General features: G+C 45.4%; 13 protein-coding genes. All 13 read right to left on the bottom strand.

Features of this window, described 5'->3' with window-relative positions:
• Positions 1-5 precede the first annotated feature (5 nt).
• Positions 6-1,385 carry a SpoIID/LytB domain-containing protein gene (locus KTR07_RS19260; RefSeq protein WP_113747875.1) on the bottom strand — a complete coding sequence of 460 codons (1,380 nt, stop codon included), beginning with the start codon at positions 1,383-1,385 and terminating at the stop codon, positions 6-8.
• A gap of 10 nt (positions 1,386-1,395) precedes the next feature.
• Positions 1,396-3,840, bottom strand: a complete 2,445-nt coding sequence (locus tag KTR07_RS19255) for a DUF4922 domain-containing protein (RefSeq protein WP_113747876.1) — start codon at positions 3,838-3,840, stop codon at positions 1,396-1,398.
• Between the two features lies 1 nt (position 3,841).
• Positions 3,842-5,329, bottom strand: a complete 1,488-nt coding sequence (locus KTR07_RS19250; RefSeq protein ID WP_117981104.1) for a sodium:solute symporter — start codon at positions 5,327-5,329, stop codon at positions 3,842-3,844.
• A 99-nt stretch (positions 5,330-5,428) separates the two neighbouring features.
• Positions 5,429-6,694 carry a lamin tail domain-containing protein gene (locus KTR07_RS19245; RefSeq protein ID WP_008767084.1) on the bottom strand — a complete coding sequence of 422 codons (1,266 nt, stop codon included), beginning with the start codon at positions 6,692-6,694 and terminating at the stop codon, positions 5,429-5,431.
• 256 nt (positions 6,695-6,950) lie between these two features.
• Positions 6,951-7,985 (bottom strand): DUF4857 domain-containing protein, encoded by a 1,035-nt coding sequence (locus KTR07_RS19240; protein WP_008767083.1) that lies wholly within the window; start codon positions 7,983-7,985, stop codon positions 6,951-6,953.
• A 43-nt stretch (positions 7,986-8,028) separates the two neighbouring features.
• A complete protein-coding gene (locus tag KTR07_RS19235) occupies positions 8,029-8,697 on the bottom strand; it encodes a hypothetical protein (protein WP_008762573.1) in 669 nt (222 codons plus the stop codon).
• A 43-nt stretch (positions 8,698-8,740) separates the two neighbouring features.
• The gene (locus KTR07_RS19230; protein ID WP_061473616.1) at positions 8,741-9,628 is read right to left on the bottom strand and encodes an ABC transporter ATP-binding protein; all 888 of its coding nucleotides are present in this window, start codon (positions 9,626-9,628) and stop codon (positions 8,741-8,743) included.
• A 22-nt stretch (positions 9,629-9,650) separates the two neighbouring features.
• On the bottom strand, positions 9,651-10,217 hold the full coding sequence (locus tag KTR07_RS19225) for a PepSY-associated TM helix domain-containing protein (RefSeq protein ID WP_011108911.1): 567 nt from the start codon (positions 10,215-10,217) through the stop codon (positions 9,651-9,653).
• Positions 10,204-10,791 carry a hypothetical protein gene (locus KTR07_RS19220; protein WP_008762576.1) on the bottom strand — a complete coding sequence of 196 codons (588 nt, stop codon included), beginning with the start codon at positions 10,789-10,791 and terminating at the stop codon, positions 10,204-10,206. Before KTR07_RS19220 ends, KTR07_RS19225 begins: the two co-directional genes overlap by 14 nt.
• Before the next feature lie 57 nt (positions 10,792-10,848).
• A complete protein-coding gene (locus tag KTR07_RS19215) occupies positions 10,849-12,474 on the bottom strand; it encodes a fimbrillin family protein (RefSeq protein WP_011108912.1) in 1,626 nt (541 codons plus the stop codon).
• Between the two features lie 32 nt (positions 12,475-12,506).
• On the bottom strand, positions 12,507-14,015 hold the full coding sequence (locus KTR07_RS19210; protein WP_008767079.1) for a DUF6850 family outer membrane beta-barrel protein: 1,509 nt from the start codon (positions 14,013-14,015) through the stop codon (positions 12,507-12,509).
• A complete protein-coding gene (locus KTR07_RS19205; protein WP_062695797.1) occupies positions 14,008-15,243 on the bottom strand; it encodes a DUF4876 domain-containing protein in 1,236 nt (411 codons plus the stop codon). The genes KTR07_RS19210 and KTR07_RS19205 overlap by 8 nt, the downstream gene beginning before the upstream one ends.
• Before the next feature lie 4 nt (positions 15,244-15,247).
• Complete coding sequence (locus KTR07_RS19200) at positions 15,248-18,061, bottom strand: TonB-dependent receptor (protein WP_062695796.1); 2,814 nt, start codon at positions 18,059-18,061, stop codon at positions 15,248-15,250.
• Positions 18,062-18,746: the final 685 nt, after the last annotated feature.

Raw genomic sequence — 18,746 nt, 5'->3', positions numbered from 1 at the left:
AGATGTTATTCATATTGTTTTTCAAGTCTGCTTCCGGGATAATAGTGAGCTAAAATATCTTTGTAATAATAACCTCGCTCTCCCATTACTGCCGCACCGATCTGACAAAGTCCTACTCCGTGTCCCCAACCGGCTCCCGTCAGTGTAAAGTGGGTTGGAACATTTCCCTCTTCTCCTTTTTCCTTATCCACAAGGAATGCTGAACTATAAAGATGGGAAGGCGACAATGTACGTCGGATCTCTAATTCTTTTCCGATGGTCAGTGTCCGTAAAGTACCTACTATCTTTAATCGTATCAGGCGTCCGGAAGTTCCTCGCTCTACAGGGATTAAGTCTATGATTTCCCCGAAATCAATTCCCGAACGTTGATGGATTAACTCAGCTAGTTCCTGTTGGCTATAACTGATTTTCCAACGGTAGAAATCAGTCGTTTCCTGATCGTAGTTATTAAGAACCTGACTCAGAATCTTTTTATCCTGCGTATTACAGAAAGCATCCGGAGAAGTTCGTATCCATCGGTCCGCTTCTTCTTCCTGCGTCAGATCGGGAAGCTGTATTGCCGGACCTGTTATTTGTTTCTCCGAATCAGAAGCATGGGATTCCGGTATGTAATCTCGTTTACCGGTCAGATAAGGATGCCTCACATTCTCCCAACAATTCTGAAACTCTTCCATTGCACCGCCACAACATTTGGAGAATCGCGCATCGCAAATCTTTCCTTCATACATCAGCACCTCTCCACGGGTAGCTGAAACAGCTTCGATAGCTTGTGGAGTAGAAGCACGGGTAGTTCCCTGATAGCGCTGGCAATGATCATCCGCACAAACATCAAAGTGCGTATGCGCTTCATGATCATACCATTTGATAAGTTGAGAGTTGAGAGTGGAAAGTGGAGAGTTGGCTGCGCTGTCCGGCTGTATAGTAGCTTTCCATTTTTCATTCTCCACTCTCAATTTATTGATCAGCCAGCTTCTGGAAATGACAGCATGTGCTTTCAGTAGTTCCAAAGAGGCGGTGGCACTCATTTCTGATGAGATGACACTTGTCAGGTAATCTTCTATAGAGATTACATTGATGGCGGTCAGTGTCTCTCCTTCGACAATGATTTTCAAAGCTCCCTGGAAGCGTTGTACTTCTTTGCGTTCCCAATGAAAATTGATGCCGATGGTGACATCCTTTAGCTCAAAGAAGATCCCGGCATTTGGCTGAGGGTAGAATATCAATTCATCGTATTCTTTCCCTGACCAGTATATCTTTTCTTTTTGATAAACAGCCTTTTGTGCCCCTGAAACCTTTGTGCCGTCAGGAGTAGTGAAGCTTTCGGGAAAAGAAAATTCAATTTCTTTTCCCGAAAGGATACCGACTGTAATCTGAGGTTCTTCCATTTCTTCTTTACTAGGATGTTTGATCGGTGAGTGCTTTTAACTGTTCCTGTGACAAACTGACCTCCTTGTAAATCTGAGTGATTTTTTTAGCTGTTATCTTATCCAAATCTTCTTCTCTTACAATGGGGAATACGCCACACATCTCCGCAATAGCCGGGCTTATCAATAAGCCTTTTTTCCCTTGGGCATAATAACATTCCGGCCGATGTTTAGAACGTAGGAAAATAATACAGTTCCACTGTTTTATTTCATCGCCTCCAGTGCGGTTTACTGTTTCGAGTCCATACCAGGCAATCACATTGATTAAAGGTTCTTTGTCATGATAAATAGAAACTATCTTATCGTAAAGATACTCAAACATTTCAATGATCCCTCTTCTGTTTGGAGATGAAATGCCAATGCTCGTGGTGAACCCGTTTTCTAGATGACTATGTACGCTATCTTCAGAACTAAGCATGTCCGATATGAAAGTCATCCCAAAAGGATTGGCAATCTTTTCCTCTTTTCCTGCTGCCTGAAAGTGCATATGGTCAGGGGCGGAAGCTCCGCATTCCGGTCCGTTATATAAGATGAGGAACTCGTTCATGTTTTCGGCAAGGAAAAGCATATCCTCAAAACGGTTTTTGATGGTTTGCGGGGTATGTTCCTCTTCAATTATGGTCAGATGCCGGCGGAAAATCGGATAAGGATTGAGGCATACCTCATAATGTCCGAGTGACAAAGACGTTTGTTCTGCCGGGCGATTGTCATTGCACAGAAAACAAGGTCTTTCTTGTATGGACTGAGAGTCGGTCTGGGCCATTGTAGAGATTGCCCGTTGTGGATTTGGGAAGAATCTGACTCTCTTGGTGTCCCCTCCTAGTTTGAGTTCCAGCGTCTTTTCTTTTTTAAGATTCTGTTCTAATTCCTTATAATTCTTTTTTGCCAGCTTCCAGTCTTTTTTCTGTTTTTCTATCATCTCGTTGACGAGACGCTGAAAACTTTCATCGATGCTGTGCATCCGGATTCTTGCCTGTAACTCCCAGGTTCGGATACTGTCTTTGTAGAAATTGTTCCGGTTAATTTTTTCGATATCTAATGCTGCGTCAGAGTTGCCTTCCCAACGGCGGCAAAGATAGATTACATCATAAATACGACCGATCGTATATTCACGAGAAATACTCAGACCTATGGCATAATCTTCTCCATAACTGGTATTGGGGAATTTGATCTTGCGAAGGATGGGAGTGTAGAAGGCCCGTGGGGCACCCAACCCATTGATACGTAAAGCATTGTTGGGACCGTCCTCTACTGTCCACTCTTTATGGTCAATGACACCGGGAGCTATCTCGTTCATCTGAAAATCCGTCATTAGGTAAGTCCCTATCACCATTGCACAGTTCTGCTGATAGAAGGTATCGACGATTTTCTGTAAGGTATGCTCATCCTTATACAGGTCATCGCTATCCAGTTGCACGGCAAATTTACCGCATTTCTCATGGTGTACTCCTACATTCCAGCAACCTCCTATACCGAGATCATTCTCCTGGGGAATGATATGTATTAGTCTATTGTCCGCACTAAATTCCTGGAGGGCTTCGGTGGTACCGTCCGTTGAGTGATTGTCGATCACAATCACATTAAAGGGAAAAGTCGTTTGCTGGCTCAAAGCAGAATTTACGGCGTCACGAATGGTCCGGATACGATTACGGACAGGTATGATGACAGATGCTTCAAACTCAAAAGCTTCTCTGTCCAGGTTTACTGTTCGGGAAGAAGGTCTTACATAGGCATTGATTTCTTTCAGATGCTTGATACAAACTTTCTCCATTTCGATCTGTACTTCCCGATTTTTAGGATTTACGTAATCGAATTGTTTTTCTCCGCTTTTCCGGGTATCTGTTTCTATTTCTGTGTAAAGGAACTCATTGATATGGATGATTTGAAATAGATTACCTAGCATCAGACGCATTTCATAAAATGCAGCATATTGGAAAACTGTTTCCTCCAGAATACTTGAAGCAAGGGTGAAAATTTCGGAATTGAATAAAAGCACCGAACCGAAATCAAAATCATCCCGGAGGCTTCCTTGTTGATAATCAATAACGGGAGCTTGTTTGAGAACTCCGTCAACCAGTTGGTAATGATCTGCGTATACCATTGCATTTTCTGAGGAGTTCTGTATAATCTGTGTCATGCGTTCCAGTGCGTACAATCCTAGTTTTAGCGGGGTCTGTTTCGTGTAAAGCAAAAGATAGCTGGCATCATCTGCGTTGTCGGCAATTGTTTTAATCGTACTTGTAGAGTAGAGACCGTTGATGAGGAGACATTCACACCCCGGTAAGCAATCTTTGTTGGTATCAGCGCTTAGCAGGTAGATTTTGTTCACTAATTCTGAACCTTGCAATTCTTTTACAGTTTGTATCGTATCTTTCGGATTGCCAAAAGGTATGAAGCAATTGATTTTCTTTTTCATTTTAATGTTTTTTTATTAAAGAGCTGTTGATAGGGGCTGCTGACGATTTTCTTTTGATAAGCAGGCAAAGCCCCAGAAAAGTAAACGCAGCATTCAATATCAGTAACTCATAGCTAATTTGATATCCATCGAACCAGGCTTCCGAATTACTTTGCAATACGTAGCAAAGTGCAGGAGAAAGAATGGCTACTAACGGAATATATGGGTCATAAACTTGTTTCTTAGTAAAAATGCCGAAAGCGAATAGTCCGAGAATTGGACCATACGTATAACTGGCCAGCGTATAAATCGCATCAATCACACTCGTATTATTCAGTAAATTGAATACGAAGATGACGATTCCCATCACGAATGCCATCCCGATGTGTACGTGTTTCCGTATTTTGCTGAGTGCCGCTTCGTCTTTCTTGTGCGCATTCAGAATATCTACGGTGAAAGAAGTCGTCAGGGCTGTCAAGGCCGATCCGGCAGCGGAGTACGCCGAAGCTATCAATCCGATAATGAACAGGATACCGACTATGCCCGGGAAGTAATTGCCTGTGGCGATCATTGGGAACAATTCATCGCTCTTGCCGGGATTCTCGATTCCCTGCCGGGCGGTGAAAGTATAGAGCAAGACACCCAGCATCAGGAAGAGCAGGATCACGAAGAACTGTGAAATTCCGCTTGTAATCATATTCTTCTGTGAGTCACGGAAGTTCTTGCAACTGAGATTCCGTTGCATCATGTCCTGATCCAGCCCGTTCATGGCGATAACGGTAAAGACTCCTGCCAGGAATTGCTTGAAGAAATACCGCTTGTCATTGACATCGTCAAAAAAGAACATCCTGGAGAGATCGCTGTCTGAAATCGTTGAGACTAACCCGCTGAAATTCAGATGCAGGCTGGAAGCTATATAGTAGATACAAAGTACGACGGAGACTACCAGACAGAATGTTTTCAGTACATCAGTCCATATCAATGATTTCACTCCTCCCCGGAAAGTATAGAGCCAGACAATGAGTACTGTCAGTATGACATTGATTATAAAGGGAATATGGAAAGGCTCGAAGATGAGTAATTGCAAGGTCAGACATACTAAAAAGAGCCGCACGGCAGCTCCGAGCATTTTGGAAATAAAGAAAAACCAGGCTCCTGTCTTATAGGAAGAAGCTCCGAAGCGATTTTCAAGATATTCATAGATAGAAACCAGATTCATCCGGTAGAAAAGCGGAACGAGTATGAATGCGATAATGAACTGTCCGACGATAAATCCCAGTACCATTTGCAGGTAGGAGAAGCCGCTGGCTTGTACCATACCCGGTACGGATACAAACGTAACTCCGGAGATAGTGGAACCAATCATGGCAAAGGCGACAATATACCATGCCGATTTGCGGTTGCCGACGAAGAAGCCTTCGTTATCCGCTTTATGTCCTGCTATATAGGAGATAGCGAAAAGGATCATAAAGTATGCTATGATAGTAATAGATAAGATAATTGGACTCATATCTGTTGCTTAAAATTCGTTCGCGGGTGAATATATTCAAATATGCTTTTCCTACAAATTGTACAAATGTAGGGAATTTATCAAATAAATGCATCCTTCTTATGAGTTTTTTATTCCGGGTGTGCCACCTGTATCATTTCTCGATGAGTGCCAGTTTTTGTTGAGAGAAGGAAGTTCAGGAGATATCTTCTCTAATGAAATGCCTGTAGTGACTGAAGTGTCGTGCATCCAGTCTATGAAACGGCAGGTATCAATCGTGCGGGGATGTTCTTCATCAGTTGCCAAGGCAAGGTAACCTCCGTCGTTGCTCAGTTGCGGAAATTTGGATATTTCGGTTATACTTTTGCCGTCAACCTTATGCTTTCTGATCAGTGTAGTTGCGGAGTGAGTAAAACAAATATATCCTTTGCCGGGAATAACAAGGTTTGTATTTTCATCTTCCTGTTTGAGTATTGTGGTACTGAATATTTCTCCCGTTGCTCTCATTTTAAACAGACGCAGAGACTTTACAGTGATATCCTGATCAGCAGGATTATAGAATTCGATGTATTCGGCACCGTCTTTGGCATTGTCATACATCACTTCGTTGAATAGTAACATATTTCTCACATTGTCAGGATATTCCGGCGATTCCGGTGTGTCAGGCTTGTCCGGTTCATCCGGAACGTCCGGTATGTCGTCCGGTTCAGTACTTGTTATCACATCATCAGACAACTGTATATGATGGAAAGTGAAACCGTCACAGCGGCTTTTTGTATAAACGCAGTATATGCCGCAGCAGATTGACTTTGTGATACTTGCGTCTTTTATTTGTTTCTCCTTCGTATATTCGGTTTCCGTTTCCATGCGTGTCCAGAAAGTCCAGTAGCCGTTGGCGTCGCATTCTACTTTGATAAATAATTTCGGAGAATTATTTCCTTTCATGAGTTCTCTTCCCGAAGCCAGTAATTTGGATTGATTCCCATTTTGCCGGTAAAGTGCTACATTGTCTTTTGTTCCTCCTATCTGAATGTAATAGCCGTTCAGATCTCCGGAAAGTATTTCCGATGAAGAGGCTAAATAGAAACGGGCGTAATTATTGGCGGAAGGATTAAAGGTGAGCCGTACCCCGAATTCCCATCGGGTGCTTCTTACAGAAGAAGAGGGGATCGTGATATATGCTGTTCCTGCATCTTCCTGCGGATCATTCAAGTGTACGCCTTCTTTGGTATTAATCGTGAATTTCTCGGTTTCTCCTGTCCAGGGAAGTTCTGATGTTGAACTGTCCGGTTCAAGGCTCTCTTTTTCATCCTCAGGCGGAAGCGCACAACTGTATAATAATATAATGAGGAAACTCAGAAATGTACATGCCTTGCAAATTTTCATACGGCTTTAAATTAGTGTTGTTATCTACCGTATTTGTTTGTGTTCAACGCAGAGGCAATTGCGGATCGGATAATGTTCATGCTTGCAAAGGTACAGTTTCTTGTTGAATAAATGCGAAAGGTTCTTTATTGTTTTCTGTGAATGTTAGAAATAAAAGATACGGATTATACGAATTAACACGATAGCTTTATGCTTTCACAACGCTAAAACCGTGTTAATCTGTGTAATCCGTGCCTAAAAGTTATTATTCCTGTTATTACTCAAAGCGCGGCATCACATACTTGTCCGTATAAGAAGTGAAACTGATGCCGGGCATATAATGAGTATTCGAATTATTTTCCAGCTTCTTTATCAGTGAATAATCATCCGCGTTCAAAGCATAGTAATTATCGGAAGACGGACTCGTCACCCGTACCGTCCAGTCGAACATATTTCCAATGATGGTCAGCGCGTCCGTTTCGGGATTGAATGCAGGAACTCCTGTTTTCACCACATCATACGTGCGGCTTTTCAGCACATATAAAGCATTGTTGATATCTGTCAGGAAAGCAAGCGTCTTTTTATTTCTGAATTCCGTCAGATAAAGGTGCTCTAATGTTAATCCTTCCGGCAAAGTGATAGCACGAACGTAGGGACGCCCTTTCACCTGTTTCAGATGGAACAGACGACGGTCGGCATCCAACAGAAGGTATCCTTCGTCATACTCCTTCTTCACCGTCGGGTTTCCTGCGATCTCAATGGCCGGAAAGCGGAAATTCTTCTTGGTCATAGCTTCTGTAAACAAGAGGCTTTTTTCTGCATTCACGCTATTGGAAGCCATATCGATAAACTCAATGCCTTGCGAAGTAATGCGGAAAACATCATCCGGCATCTTCAGGTCTACACGCCCGGACATCGACTCCAACAGAGGATAAAGACCGATGGAAGGAGCGTTGATATCCGTAGGTACGCTGCGGAAATTGAAATTCTCCGTCTGCACGATCTTCGGAGTGACAGCTATCCCGTTAATCGTATCCGGAAAACGTTCGTCGGACATCAACTGGCGGAAATAAAACATAGGCAGAATACTGTCGAAAGCTGCTTCGGAATAAATGTTTCCGGCAGCGTCGCGACGTACGGTTCCTTTTCCCTCTTCCTGTCCCATCAAGGCGAAATCGCCGATCACGAAACTATATAGAGTGAAAGGAGTCTTCTCCGGCTTTACGACAAAGAAGTTGTAACACCAAGGCAACTGCCAGAGAAGCAGGAAGGCGATGGTGACATATAATAGTAGGGTACTGAAACGTTTCATCTTTATTTAATTCTTCATTTTTAGTTCTTCATTCTTCATTATCCTAGTCCTGCTTTCCCGCTTTGAACCGTACGATGGAGAGCCAGGAGAAAGACGCGGTCAGCAACGTATAGACCAGCAGATACGGGAGGAATTTGTTATAAGCTTCCGGCGTGGGCGACAGGAAGAAGATTCGCAGTAACAATACGGCGATAATGAGATTGATGATTCTGCGTTTCCATGCCGGTTCGAGGCAGATCCATGCGATGAGCAGGTAGCCGGAAATACCGGCAAGATACCACGTGAGGGCGGTCAGCAGTATATGATTCTTCAGTTCGTGAGCCAGTACTCCGCTCAGATAGACCTCCATCAGAAGGAAGTTGGAAGCGAAGCAGACAAGCAACAGTACCAAACCGGAGAACAACATATTGCCGGTCATTTTCAGTTCGGGATAGGGCAGGTGCAAAGTCAGTTTCAGACATTTGCGCTGCATCTCGGGAACAAACTGCACGATGGCCATCAACACTCCGGCAATCAGGGGGATGTATTGTAACATATCGATGAATATGGCATCCCGCTGCATCATGACTTCCCATACATGCGCGGCGCCTTTCATTTCTATCACCCGGTTGATGCGAAGCATACAGTAGCCTGTAAAACCGAGTGTGGTGACTACGGCAAGCAGAAAATACCACCGTGTCTTGATCCATTCTTTATAAAATATAGCGTACATGAGACTTCTAATTTACTTTTTAATCTTTAATTATTTTATTGAATCAGTATTTGCCGGTCAGACCGATGAAGGCATCTTCCAGATTCACATGTTCGCTATGCAGGTCCGTATAGGGTACTGACATGGATTTCAGTTTTGCTTCCGCCTCTGTGGGGGGGAGGAAGGAGAATGTTTCCAGTGTATTCCGCATCACGGAAGGATGATAGAAATCATCGGATGCGGGCAGTTCGTAACCTTCGGGAACAGTACAGGTATAGCGGCGTCCTTCTTTCAGTAATTCGTCAATTGGCTTCTGAATCAGTATCTTTCCGTAGTCCATTATGATACAGTCGTCTACCAGTCGTTCCATATCCTGAATGATATGCGAAGTCAGAAAGACAGTCTTGCCTTCGGAACGTGCATAATCGCGGAGATAGTCTACAAACAGGCGGCGATAACCGGGGTCGAGACCGAGGGAGAAGTCGTCTAATACAAGAAGCTCGGGATTCTGTGCCAGAATCAGTCCGAGTGCTACTTGTGAACGTTGTCCGCAAGACATACGGGAGATGCGCTGTCCGGTAGCTACTTTCAGTTTGTTCATCAGTTCATAATAAGCCTCTTTTTTCCATTGATTGGGGTAAAAGGCTGCGTAGAACTTCTCAATCTGGGTGATGCTCATGAATTGATACTGTACGTGCCCTTCTATCAGCAGCCCGATGTTGCGGCGCAATGCCGGAGCCATCGTCTGTATCTCTTGTCCGAAGATACGGCATTCTCCGGAACGTGGTTTCAGATATCCGCTCAGGATGTTGATGGTCGTGGTCTTGCCCGTACCATTCTTGCCCAGTAGTCCGAGGATGCGGCCTTTGGGGACTGTGAAACTAAGATTTTCGTAAATCAACCGTTTGCCGTAGTAGTGCGTCAGGTTGTTACATTCTATGATTTGTTCCATTTTATTTTATCAGTTATTCTGTTCAAAAGAAGAGAAGAAAAAGGATGGGAATCACGATTCCGACAATCATTTCTATTCCTCCTCTGCCGATAATACCTTTGTTGCCTTTCAGCATGATGACTCCGGAAAGGGTGATGATGATGAGGCCGACTGCGAAAATATCCGCAAAGTAAGTCCACCATTGTCCGGGGTTGTAGTGCAGGCGTGCCATTGCTCCGATGAGCGGGCGGCGGGTGACAGATTCGTAGACTGCCTCTCCCGTACGGACGTTTACCTGCAAGTTGGACCCGCCTTTCAAGAACACTTTCATGATGTCCGCTTTCGGGAAATAGTGCTTGGTATAGTTACCTTCCTCTCCCAATGGTTGCAGCAGAGTCAGTACATTTTCCCTTTTCATTCCCTCTTTGCCCGGCAGTTTTTCGGCAATCTTATATTCTTTCCGTTCGATGGAGAAGTTCGGGTTGATGGTGTCACGGTGATTCATCACAATGCCGGAAATGGCATAAATCAAGACCATTCCGGCAAAGAAAAAGGATAAATCACGGTGTATCAGCCTACTCCATTTACGGATGCTGCTACTCCACTTCATACGAATTAGCTTCCATGAAATAGAAAGACAGATACTCTTTGCCGCTGCTTGCTTTTCGGTCGGCTATCTTCGCGCGGAAGTCGGCGATACGGGCTTCGGGCGTGTTGGCTGTCTCGCCGCGTGCTTTCTTCTCTGTGTCACAGCCGGCTTCACCGGTTCCGTGTTTTTCGGCAGCTTGCGCTTTGAGTTGTGCTTCCCAGTTTTGGAGGTAGGCTTCGTCAATGCGTTGTTCTTTCAGTGTTCCGGTGACGCGGACGATGGAGTTCACACATTTCGGGTCGAATGCTCCCAGTGTGCCGGCTTCTACGCGGATCACTTGTGTGTCGTCACTGCCCATCAGGAAGATTTTCTTGGCGCCATGCTTGCAGGTATGTGTGCAAACGCCTTCGATGGTTACTTCTTTTCCTGCAAGGTTTTCTGCATTTGCAAGAAGAGAGTCAATTTCTAAAGCAGACGAAGTGGTCTGTTCTGTTGTTGTGTCCGAGGAACTTTTCTGCTGTTTGTTTCCACAAGAGGTTCCGATAACGGCAACCGCCAGTAGAGCGATTGCGATGCTTAGCTTTTTTGTTTTCATTGTTACTTTTTGTTTTTATGTAGTTTATATTCTTTTTTATGAACTTGCAAATGGCTTTTAGTTCTGGTTCTTTACACAACGAACTGTTTGACCACTAAGTACACTGATATAACTCAGAGACAATCTGCCTTCCGGATACTTCGCCATTGAGAATGTGCTCATTAGTCCGAAGAACTGAATATTGGTCAGGTCGCCGGTGCTTGTACTATAAATAGGCTTATATGCAGTTGAAGTCATGTAATAACTCATACTGGGTTTTCCAAACCATTCGGTTACCGTACTGTTGCTGCTGGTTATTGCCGTTGCCTGATATTTGGGGACGGCTGAATAACCGGTTGACATACGTACTCCCGAGAATTGATAATTAAATTTAGCCTCGTTGAGTGTCGGGATTTTACCACCGTCATATGCTGTGTCATAGAAAAGAGCGTCTTTTCCGTTTTCCAAACTATTGCCGTCCGCATCTTTGGTCGAATTACCTACAAGGCTGAAATATTCGGCGCGAGTCGGGATGTGCCATCCCTTCGGACAGATGCCCTGTGCTCCTTCAAAGTCGTAGCAGTTTTCCGGAGTAACTGCTTTGCCGCTAAGTGCGGCATGGATGTCGTAGAGATAACCGTACTGCTTGATAGAAGTTGCGTCCTGCAATGCTTTTGCAGTAAGTGTACCGTCAACTGTAACCAATTCGTACGGATACCAGATGTGAGAATCTGCAGCCGGATCACTTGACGGAGTATATCCATCCGGTACATAGCGTAATGGTTCCGCCATCCATGTTGTTCCGTTGGAGAGAGTTACCGTATTGTAGGTAATGCCGTCGTAGATGAAATATCCGTCATGCTCTTCAAAAGGAACTTCCGGCTCATCTCCCTTGATCTCTCCCTCGTCTGTCCAGTTCTCGATCTCACCACTGAGTGTAACGATGATATTATCGGGTAATACACGTATATTGACACTGTATTGTCCGCCTTGAACTAAATCTGTGGATACGAGCTTTTGCATCAATGTATTGTTATCTGAAGTTGTTACTGCAAGAGTGAACGCAGCCGTCTGTGGGACTACAATGGCACGAAAAGTCTTATTCTTTGTCACTTGTTGTGCTGTGATGTCTGTGGCGGCGGCGCTCTCGTTTACGGTTGTCTTCATGGTTGCCAAATTGATATTGGCAGTAGGAACAGAGCCTTTGAGCACTATAGATGAAATATCCAAATTCGTTTCGTTTGTCACATTAATAACCAGTTTGGTCAGCATGTGCTTGAAGATCATGCTGATGGAGTTCACCGAAGGAAGTACGTCGGATTTGCTTGCCGCCATAAAGTCGGAGATTCCGTAGTTGGTGGTCTGGTCGGCATGCACGGTGAATGAAGTCGGTACACCGGTTGCGCTGTAAGGATAGTAAGCCACGAATGAAGACTTGTCTGCTCCTTCGGGATACCATTTCAGACTTCCGGCGAAAGCTCCGTCATTGAAAGTCATAAGCTCGTTGGTGGCATATACAGTGCCGTCTTCTTTAGTGACACTCAATCCGATCTGATCCTGATCTTCGAAATTAACCTCTGTGGCACGTGTGATAATAGGAGTGATGGTCACCCGGTCCACAGATGCTACTCCCTCGTTTTCCTCCTGCTGGCAAGATGCCAGAAATGCTGCTGTCAGCACAAATAATATCCCCTTTTTCATCATTTGATAGTTTTATATTATGTAAATGAATAATTTTAAAATGTATAACCTAACTTAATCGTCTCATTCCAACGGCTCGAACCTGCTATATATTCAAGGTTGAAACCGTGCGTATATCCGCCCTGTATTTCGGCATAAATTCCCCGATGAAAGTGATAGCGTAATCCGACGTTCACTGTCGCCCGTGGGGCAGTTGCATACTCATTCTGCAGATGGTAATAATCTGTCAGGCGGTATGGAGGATCGCCCGGTTCGGCTGTCGTTTCAGTAGTCCTGCTCTTCTCCGTGAAGTCTCCTATGGATAAACTTGCGGCAGCTTTCACATCGAACCTTCCGGCATGAAGTACGCCGGATGCGTAAACCCGTCCACAAGTCATTGTCTGTGACGCGACATAAGGGTACATTTGGGTAGTCATGCTTTTAAATGACGAAATCTCGGCTCCGACACGCAATTCTCCTTTAGGAGCGATCAACTCATATTCGGGCTGAACGGATAAAGCCTTTCTTTCGAAAATCCGGTTGGAACCGTAAACATGGGTAGTCGTGATTCCGTTGGATATCTCCTGTCCCAATACATTCTCGTCATTTGTCTGGCGTGACCATGAGAGGTTGATCCGCAGGAAATGTTCGGTACTACCTTTGGCGAAACGGTATCTCAGATGCGATGTAATCCGGTGTGCCGGAAACTTAAACCAGATAACCTCTTTCTCTCCGGCGGTACCGGAAGAATGCAGATACTCCACATCTCCGTAAAGCGATCCCCATTGAGCCTGAACTGCTGCTCCGTGAGACAGTTCCTTGATGGGGAATCCGTTGATACCCGATTCGCTCAGATGGACTCCGCTTCCCGACCATGCTTCGTAGGCACCGTACATCAGTCCTTTATCAAGGAATGCGTAATAAGGTGTAGCGGCTGTTCCGATCTCTTCTGCTGAAACGGATTCGCTGTTTTTGCTGAAAATATAAGAGAATCCGATCGCATAATGGTCCGAATGATACATGATGCCGGGAGCGACTTTTAAGTCCAGTCTGTAGTTGGTATGCCGCAAGTCCTTGCGTTTGGAGTAATTGGCAGAGGTGAAATCGATCTTTCCGCCGATGCGCCAGTTGGTGCCGGCATCTGCTGCTATACCTCCCATAAACGCATAAGTTTGCAAATCCTTTCGGCCGGGGGTAAACTCCAGCAGGTCTACCGGATAAAATCCGGGATGAATGAACATGGAGCCGCTCATATCTTTGCCGGAAGTGTGGTCGAATGAGAACGAGCCGATCAGAGAATACTTCTTTAAGTGTGTGATGGACTTGGCTACTGCACCGGCACTCCATAATTTGTCGGCTTCGTAGTAGTTGCGGAAGTCACCGTGATTGTTCTTGCCGTACAGTTCGGCGTAGGAGACGGTGACGCTGTCCATCATGATTCCCGTTACGTTTGTTCCGGCATTCCATGAATTTCGTCGTTCGATAACATCGTAAGTCTGTGCCGAGCTTACGGCTGCTATACACAACAGCATACATCCTATATATATTCCTTTCATATTACTCATGCAGGGATTGTTGTTCTCTTTCATAAAAATCGGCGGAAGAGTTGTTCGTATCTTCCAGTATTTCATAACCGGCCTCCTTCGATGCTTCCTCGTCTACCCGACGGTGCAGGCTGCGTCCGTCATACAGTGCGCTTTGACTGACATATCCGGCATCGATGGAAGGCGAAATGCGTTTTTTGTTGCTCGACGAACCGCCATAGTACACCTCTACCCCGTCAATCACCCAGTCGAGCGGAATCTTGATGACCTGATCTACCGTGCTGCCGGGCTTTTGTATCACACTGCCTGTTTGCTGTACATACTCCTGTATCGTAGTGTCCTGAGCCTTGAAGATGACAGTGGCGGGAGAAAATATGGAGAATGTATAGGCATTCGCCTGTCCCAGTTTGATGACCACATCCAGATAATGGTCGCGGCTGATCTGGTCGCCTGGAGCAGGATGATACATCGTATTCCAGTAATAAACATTGTTGTAGCAGGCAAAATATCCCGGTTTGTTCAGATTGACCGACAGCGGGTATTGCGCGGCATGATCTATGGCGCCGTTGACGGCGATGACTGCATCTGCACCGGGTGCCAGCGGGAAGGAAGTGCCGTTACCGCCGAATTGCCAGATGCACTGGACGATAGGAGCGAAATCGGGGAAAATGGTTGCTCCGGTTGCTTCGTCCTGCGTCACCCATACGTTGGTGGACTGGGAGTTGTAAGGATCGAGTGTACCTAAGCATAAATGGTCGAGATACTGCGTCTGGGAATCATTGTTGTGCAGGATAATGTATTTATCAGCCTGATAAGTACCTTCCTGCGGCAGCTTGGTACATCCTCCGCAATAGATTTCCTTGATAATGATGGCACCGGCTTTGGAGTGTGTGAGCGGAACGTTGAGTGTGATATCCCCGTTTACGAGTTTTACCTTGTCTGCCAGTCCGTTGAATATATGCTGGTCGGCTTTATCACTGATTTGTATACGGTATATGCCGTTGGTCAGGGCGAATTGCGCTGTACCGTTCTGGTCGGTTACCGTCTTGTAGGAATTGCCGCGGTCGATGTCTTCGATTTGGACGGTGATGCCTTCCCGAAGGTATTCCGCGTATTCGTCCGGATAGACGGCAGTCACCTGCAAGGTGTGCAGCTGGTCTTCGTAAGGATTGCCTTTGTCGAGGTCCGTACATCCTCCGAGTAAGGATGTGACGAAAAGCAGTACGATATAGATTGACTGTTGTTTCATATTTCTAAAGTTTAATGCGGCAGGTTAGTCCATAATAAAAGTTCGGGGTAAAGATTGCACTGGTTCCGGTTGCGTATGATTTCACATACGCCCGTGAGTTCGTGAAATTAATCGCGTTGAACGACAGCGAAACATGATCGCCTATCTCCTTGGTAATGCTGATATTGGCAGAGAAATACGGATCATATCCGTCGGCTGCGAAAGTATAGGCATTGCCCGATTTACGTATCAGATGCGCGAAGTCCGGATTTTCGGCTTCGGCGGCGGTGAACGGATGTACCTCGTTGTTCAGGTCGAGGTAGGCAACCGGATAAATAGCCGTATAAGAATTTCCGTCGTAGATGCTGCCTCCTGTTTTCTCGTTGCTGTTTTCGCTGACGTTGAACGCATACGACGTACCGTTATATTCGGAGAGGTTCTGCGACCGCTTGATGAGCGAGGCTTCTAGTTTGCAGGATATGATCAGCCTTGCTTTCGGGATACGGGTGATCGCTGTGATATTGGCATCCAGCGAGTGAGTGCGCTTGCCGTTGGCGGTTGTGGATGAGTTGTCGCCGTTGGCATATATACCTACATATTGGTAGGAACGGTTGGCGAGACTGGTGTGCGACCATCCGTTTTGGTAGTAATAAGACAAGGAATTGTCTATGTATTTGGTATATGTATAGGCCGCATCCACACGGAACTGCGTACGGAGAGGAGTGATCTCCGGAAAATCGATGATCATTTCCGCTCCTCTGCGGGTGATGTCCGGTCCGTTATCGGGAGAGGTTGACCTGACGAAAGTCTGGTCTTTCACCTTTACGTCCAGCGGTGTCCAGTAACTGTCCTCATCGTCCCGTATATATCCCATGCCCGTCTGATTGTCTACGGTAATCTGCGGATTGGCGGACAGCTCGAATCCTTCCGGCAACTGTAGAACATTGTATGCGAACGGAGTATAGGAACTTGTATATTTATAAGGCATCTTCGTACGGTTAAAGTAGCCTACCAGCGAAATACGGGTGCGGGCTACATTGATGTCAACTCCTATTTCGGCATTCTGATTCTTCTGCCAGCGGAGTTTCTCGTTGTGTAATAAAGTATATGGCTGACTGTAATAGACGTAAGCCGACTCATTGTTATTGTATGAGACTCCGAAAGTCTGAATATCCCGATACTCCTGTCGGGGATAGAGTACATAGTACGAAGGCAGCTTCTCGGTCACTCCCCATCCGCCCCGAATCGCTATGTTTTCGTTCAGCTGCCATCTGGCGTTGAAACGTGGCGACAGTGTGTTCAGCTTGTCGTATTGCGTTCCGCTGATGAACAGATTCTCCCAACGCAATCCCGCCATCAGCCTCAGCATGGTGCTGCCGACAGCTACCGACAGGCTTTCTTCCGCATACAACGAAACATTGTGCATATACGGATAAGCCGAGTAAGAACGGGGGCGATATCCGTTGGGAGCCAGCGAAGGATTCTGATAATACTCTCCGTCGCCCACATTGCCTGTTCCTTTCCATTGCACGCCTGCTTTCAGATTGCTGGTAACGTTCTTGAAACGACGGTTCCATTCGTACTTCAACGAAGCGGCATAATCCAGTTCTTTGGAATCGACAATCTGATCGGCAAAGAAATGGTAAGGCAGTTTGCCTGCAATGAAATAACCTTCCTGTTCAGCGTGGACTGCCGGCTGTTCGGACGCATAAGAATAAGGTGTATGTGCATGCGACTTGTTATCATTGTAATACACCGATGCATCCAGTTTGAGGTTGGTAATCCATGACTTGTTGAGCAGCCATGCCAATGACGTGTTTGCACGGAAAACGTTGTCTCTGACTTTGGTATATTCTCCCGTATATGCGTCGGGATCATCCTTCGTATTCATTCCTCCGATGTTACCGGTCAGCCCGATGTCGAATCGGAGCACTTTCCGGAACGTATTGCTGTAACCTGCGGAGAATCCTCTGCGGGTATAAGAAGTATAGGGTGAATTAAGCTTTTGAGTAGCCTTGATCCATTCACCGCTTATGTTGACGATTCCTTTATCGTTGCCGAGGTCCAGCCCTTTGGAAAAGGACACCTGTTCTGTGCGGGGATTGATGGATAGCAGTACATTCCACGGAGTCTTCCCTTTCTTCGTATGGATTTTGACCATACCGCTGTTCAAGTCTCCGTACTCTGCCGAAGGTACTCCGGTGATGACTTCTACCGATTCGATATCGGCCACAGAGATGCTGCGGGTATCTATTCCGGTCATATTGCCGAAAGAAGAGTTGTTGCCGATGCGTACTCCGTCTACTTCTATCGCCGTTCCGAAAGCCGCGTTGCCTGCGGATGAACCTCCGTCGCGCAGAGAGAAAATATTGTTGCTGGTCAAGTCCGGGACTTTCGTCTTTCCTCCCGGAAGAAGGGCGGAAATATCGCTTACATTCGATATCTGCAGATGTTCCAGTGCGTTACTCCCGATGTTGAGCGTGGTGTTCAGTTCAGTCTTCGGAGCTTGTGCGGTAACGATTACGTCGTTCAGGGCAAGTGTATTTTCCTTCAGTTGTATCTTTAATCCTTTGATGCTGTTGTTCACATTCACCGGAACCGTTGCCGGAACATAACCGAGGAAGGAAACTTCCAATTGATACTTGCCTTCCTGTATTCCTTGTATCGTAAATTCCCCCTTCTGGTCGGATACAGCCCACAAATAGGTGCCTTTGATTAAAATGGATGCGCCGGGCAACGGCGAACCCGTCCTTTCGTCGGATATACGACCGGAAATAGAATAATTGTTAGTATTGGCTTCAATTCTGGAAATGATCAAAGAAAGAAGCAAGCAGAGCATTATTTTAAGTGTAAGAAACCTCATAGAACAAATTTTGTGCAAATTTCGTTCTATATCGTTAATACTACAATCGCAAATAATGACTATTTTGGGAGTATGCGAGTACCCATAAATAGGTATTTCTCTCCATAGTGATTTGATAGCAGTTTTGCTCTCATGCTCTAACAAACGGTCTGTATCCCTTTATTCATCGTGGTTTCCAGTGTGGTAGCAACTGTGGCGGCAGGTATGAGGGCAAACGGTTGCTCTCACTTGCATCATGGACTTAATCTCGTTTGTTTAGCTTTATGCTTTGATTTGCAGGATGTTAATGTCTGATGTGTCAACTGTTAACAATTGGCATCCCAGCTATTAATAACTGAGAAATCAGTTGTTAATAGCTGACAACTCCTTCATTATAGACTGATAAATGGTTTGAAATGGCTTGAAAGGACAGGTTAAATGAGTCAGTTGTTACGGTCAAGTCATTTCAATCGACAGTTGTTTCAGATAGTTTCAGGCGCTTGAAACTTTTAGTTTCATTGCTTGAAACCAATGGTTTCAAAGGTTGAAACTATTAGTTCCAAGGCATGAAACCTTTTGTTTCAAGGCATGAAACCGAATTTGGAACTACTTCTTGGAGAATAATCTTGTACTTCCCTAATAATGGTTGACTTGTTTATCTCTAATAGCTGCTATGTGTTGA

Origin of the sequence: Bacteroides sp. MSK.20.82, from assembly GCF_019052485.1 — a bacterium.
GTDB lineage: Bacteria > Bacteroidota > Bacteroidia > Bacteroidales > Bacteroidaceae > Bacteroides > Bacteroides thetaiotaomicron.
Note: the sequence above shows the minus strand (reverse complement) of the source record. Positions and strands in the feature narration are given on the sequence as shown.

Bases quoted from the DNA above. Each gene is read 5' to 3' on its own strand.
- KTR07_RS19260 (WP_113747875.1), bottom strand. From the start codon at position 1,385: ATGGAAGAACCTCAGATTACAGTCGGTATCCTTTCGGGAAAAGAAATT.
- KTR07_RS19255 (WP_113747876.1), bottom strand. From the start codon at position 3,840: ATGAAAAAGAAAATCAATTGCTTCATACCTTTTGGCAATCCGAAAGAT.
- KTR07_RS19250 (WP_117981104.1), bottom strand. From the start codon at position 5,329: ATGAGTCCAATTATCTTATCTATTACTATCATAGCATACTTTATGATC.
- KTR07_RS19245 (WP_008767084.1), bottom strand. From the start codon at position 6,694: ATGAAAATTTGCAAGGCATGTACATTTCTGAGTTTCCTCATTATATTA.
- KTR07_RS19240 (WP_008767083.1), bottom strand. From the start codon at position 7,985: ATGAAACGTTTCAGTACCCTACTATTATATGTCACCATCGCCTTCCTG.
- KTR07_RS19235 (WP_008762573.1), bottom strand. From the start codon at position 8,697: ATGTACGCTATATTTTATAAAGAATGGATCAAGACACGGTGGTATTTT.
- KTR07_RS19230 (WP_061473616.1), bottom strand. From the start codon at position 9,628: ATGGAACAAATCATAGAATGTAACAACCTGACGCACTACTACGGCAAA.
- KTR07_RS19225 (WP_011108911.1), bottom strand. From the start codon at position 10,217: ATGAAGTGGAGTAGCAGCATCCGTAAATGGAGTAGGCTGATACACCGT.
- KTR07_RS19220 (WP_008762576.1), bottom strand. From the start codon at position 10,791: ATGAAAACAAAAAAGCTAAGCATCGCAATCGCTCTACTGGCGGTTGCC.
- KTR07_RS19215 (WP_011108912.1), bottom strand. From the start codon at position 12,474: ATGATGAAAAAGGGGATATTATTTGTGCTGACAGCAGCATTTCTGGCA.
- KTR07_RS19210 (WP_008767079.1), bottom strand. From the start codon at position 14,015: ATGAGTAATATGAAAGGAATATATATAGGATGTATGCTGTTGTGTATA.
- KTR07_RS19205 (WP_062695797.1), bottom strand. From the start codon at position 15,243: ATGAAACAACAGTCAATCTATATCGTACTGCTTTTCGTCACATCCTTA.
- KTR07_RS19200 (WP_062695796.1), bottom strand. From the start codon at position 18,061: ATGCTCTGCTTGCTTCTTTCTTTGATCATTTCCAGAATTGAAGCCAAT.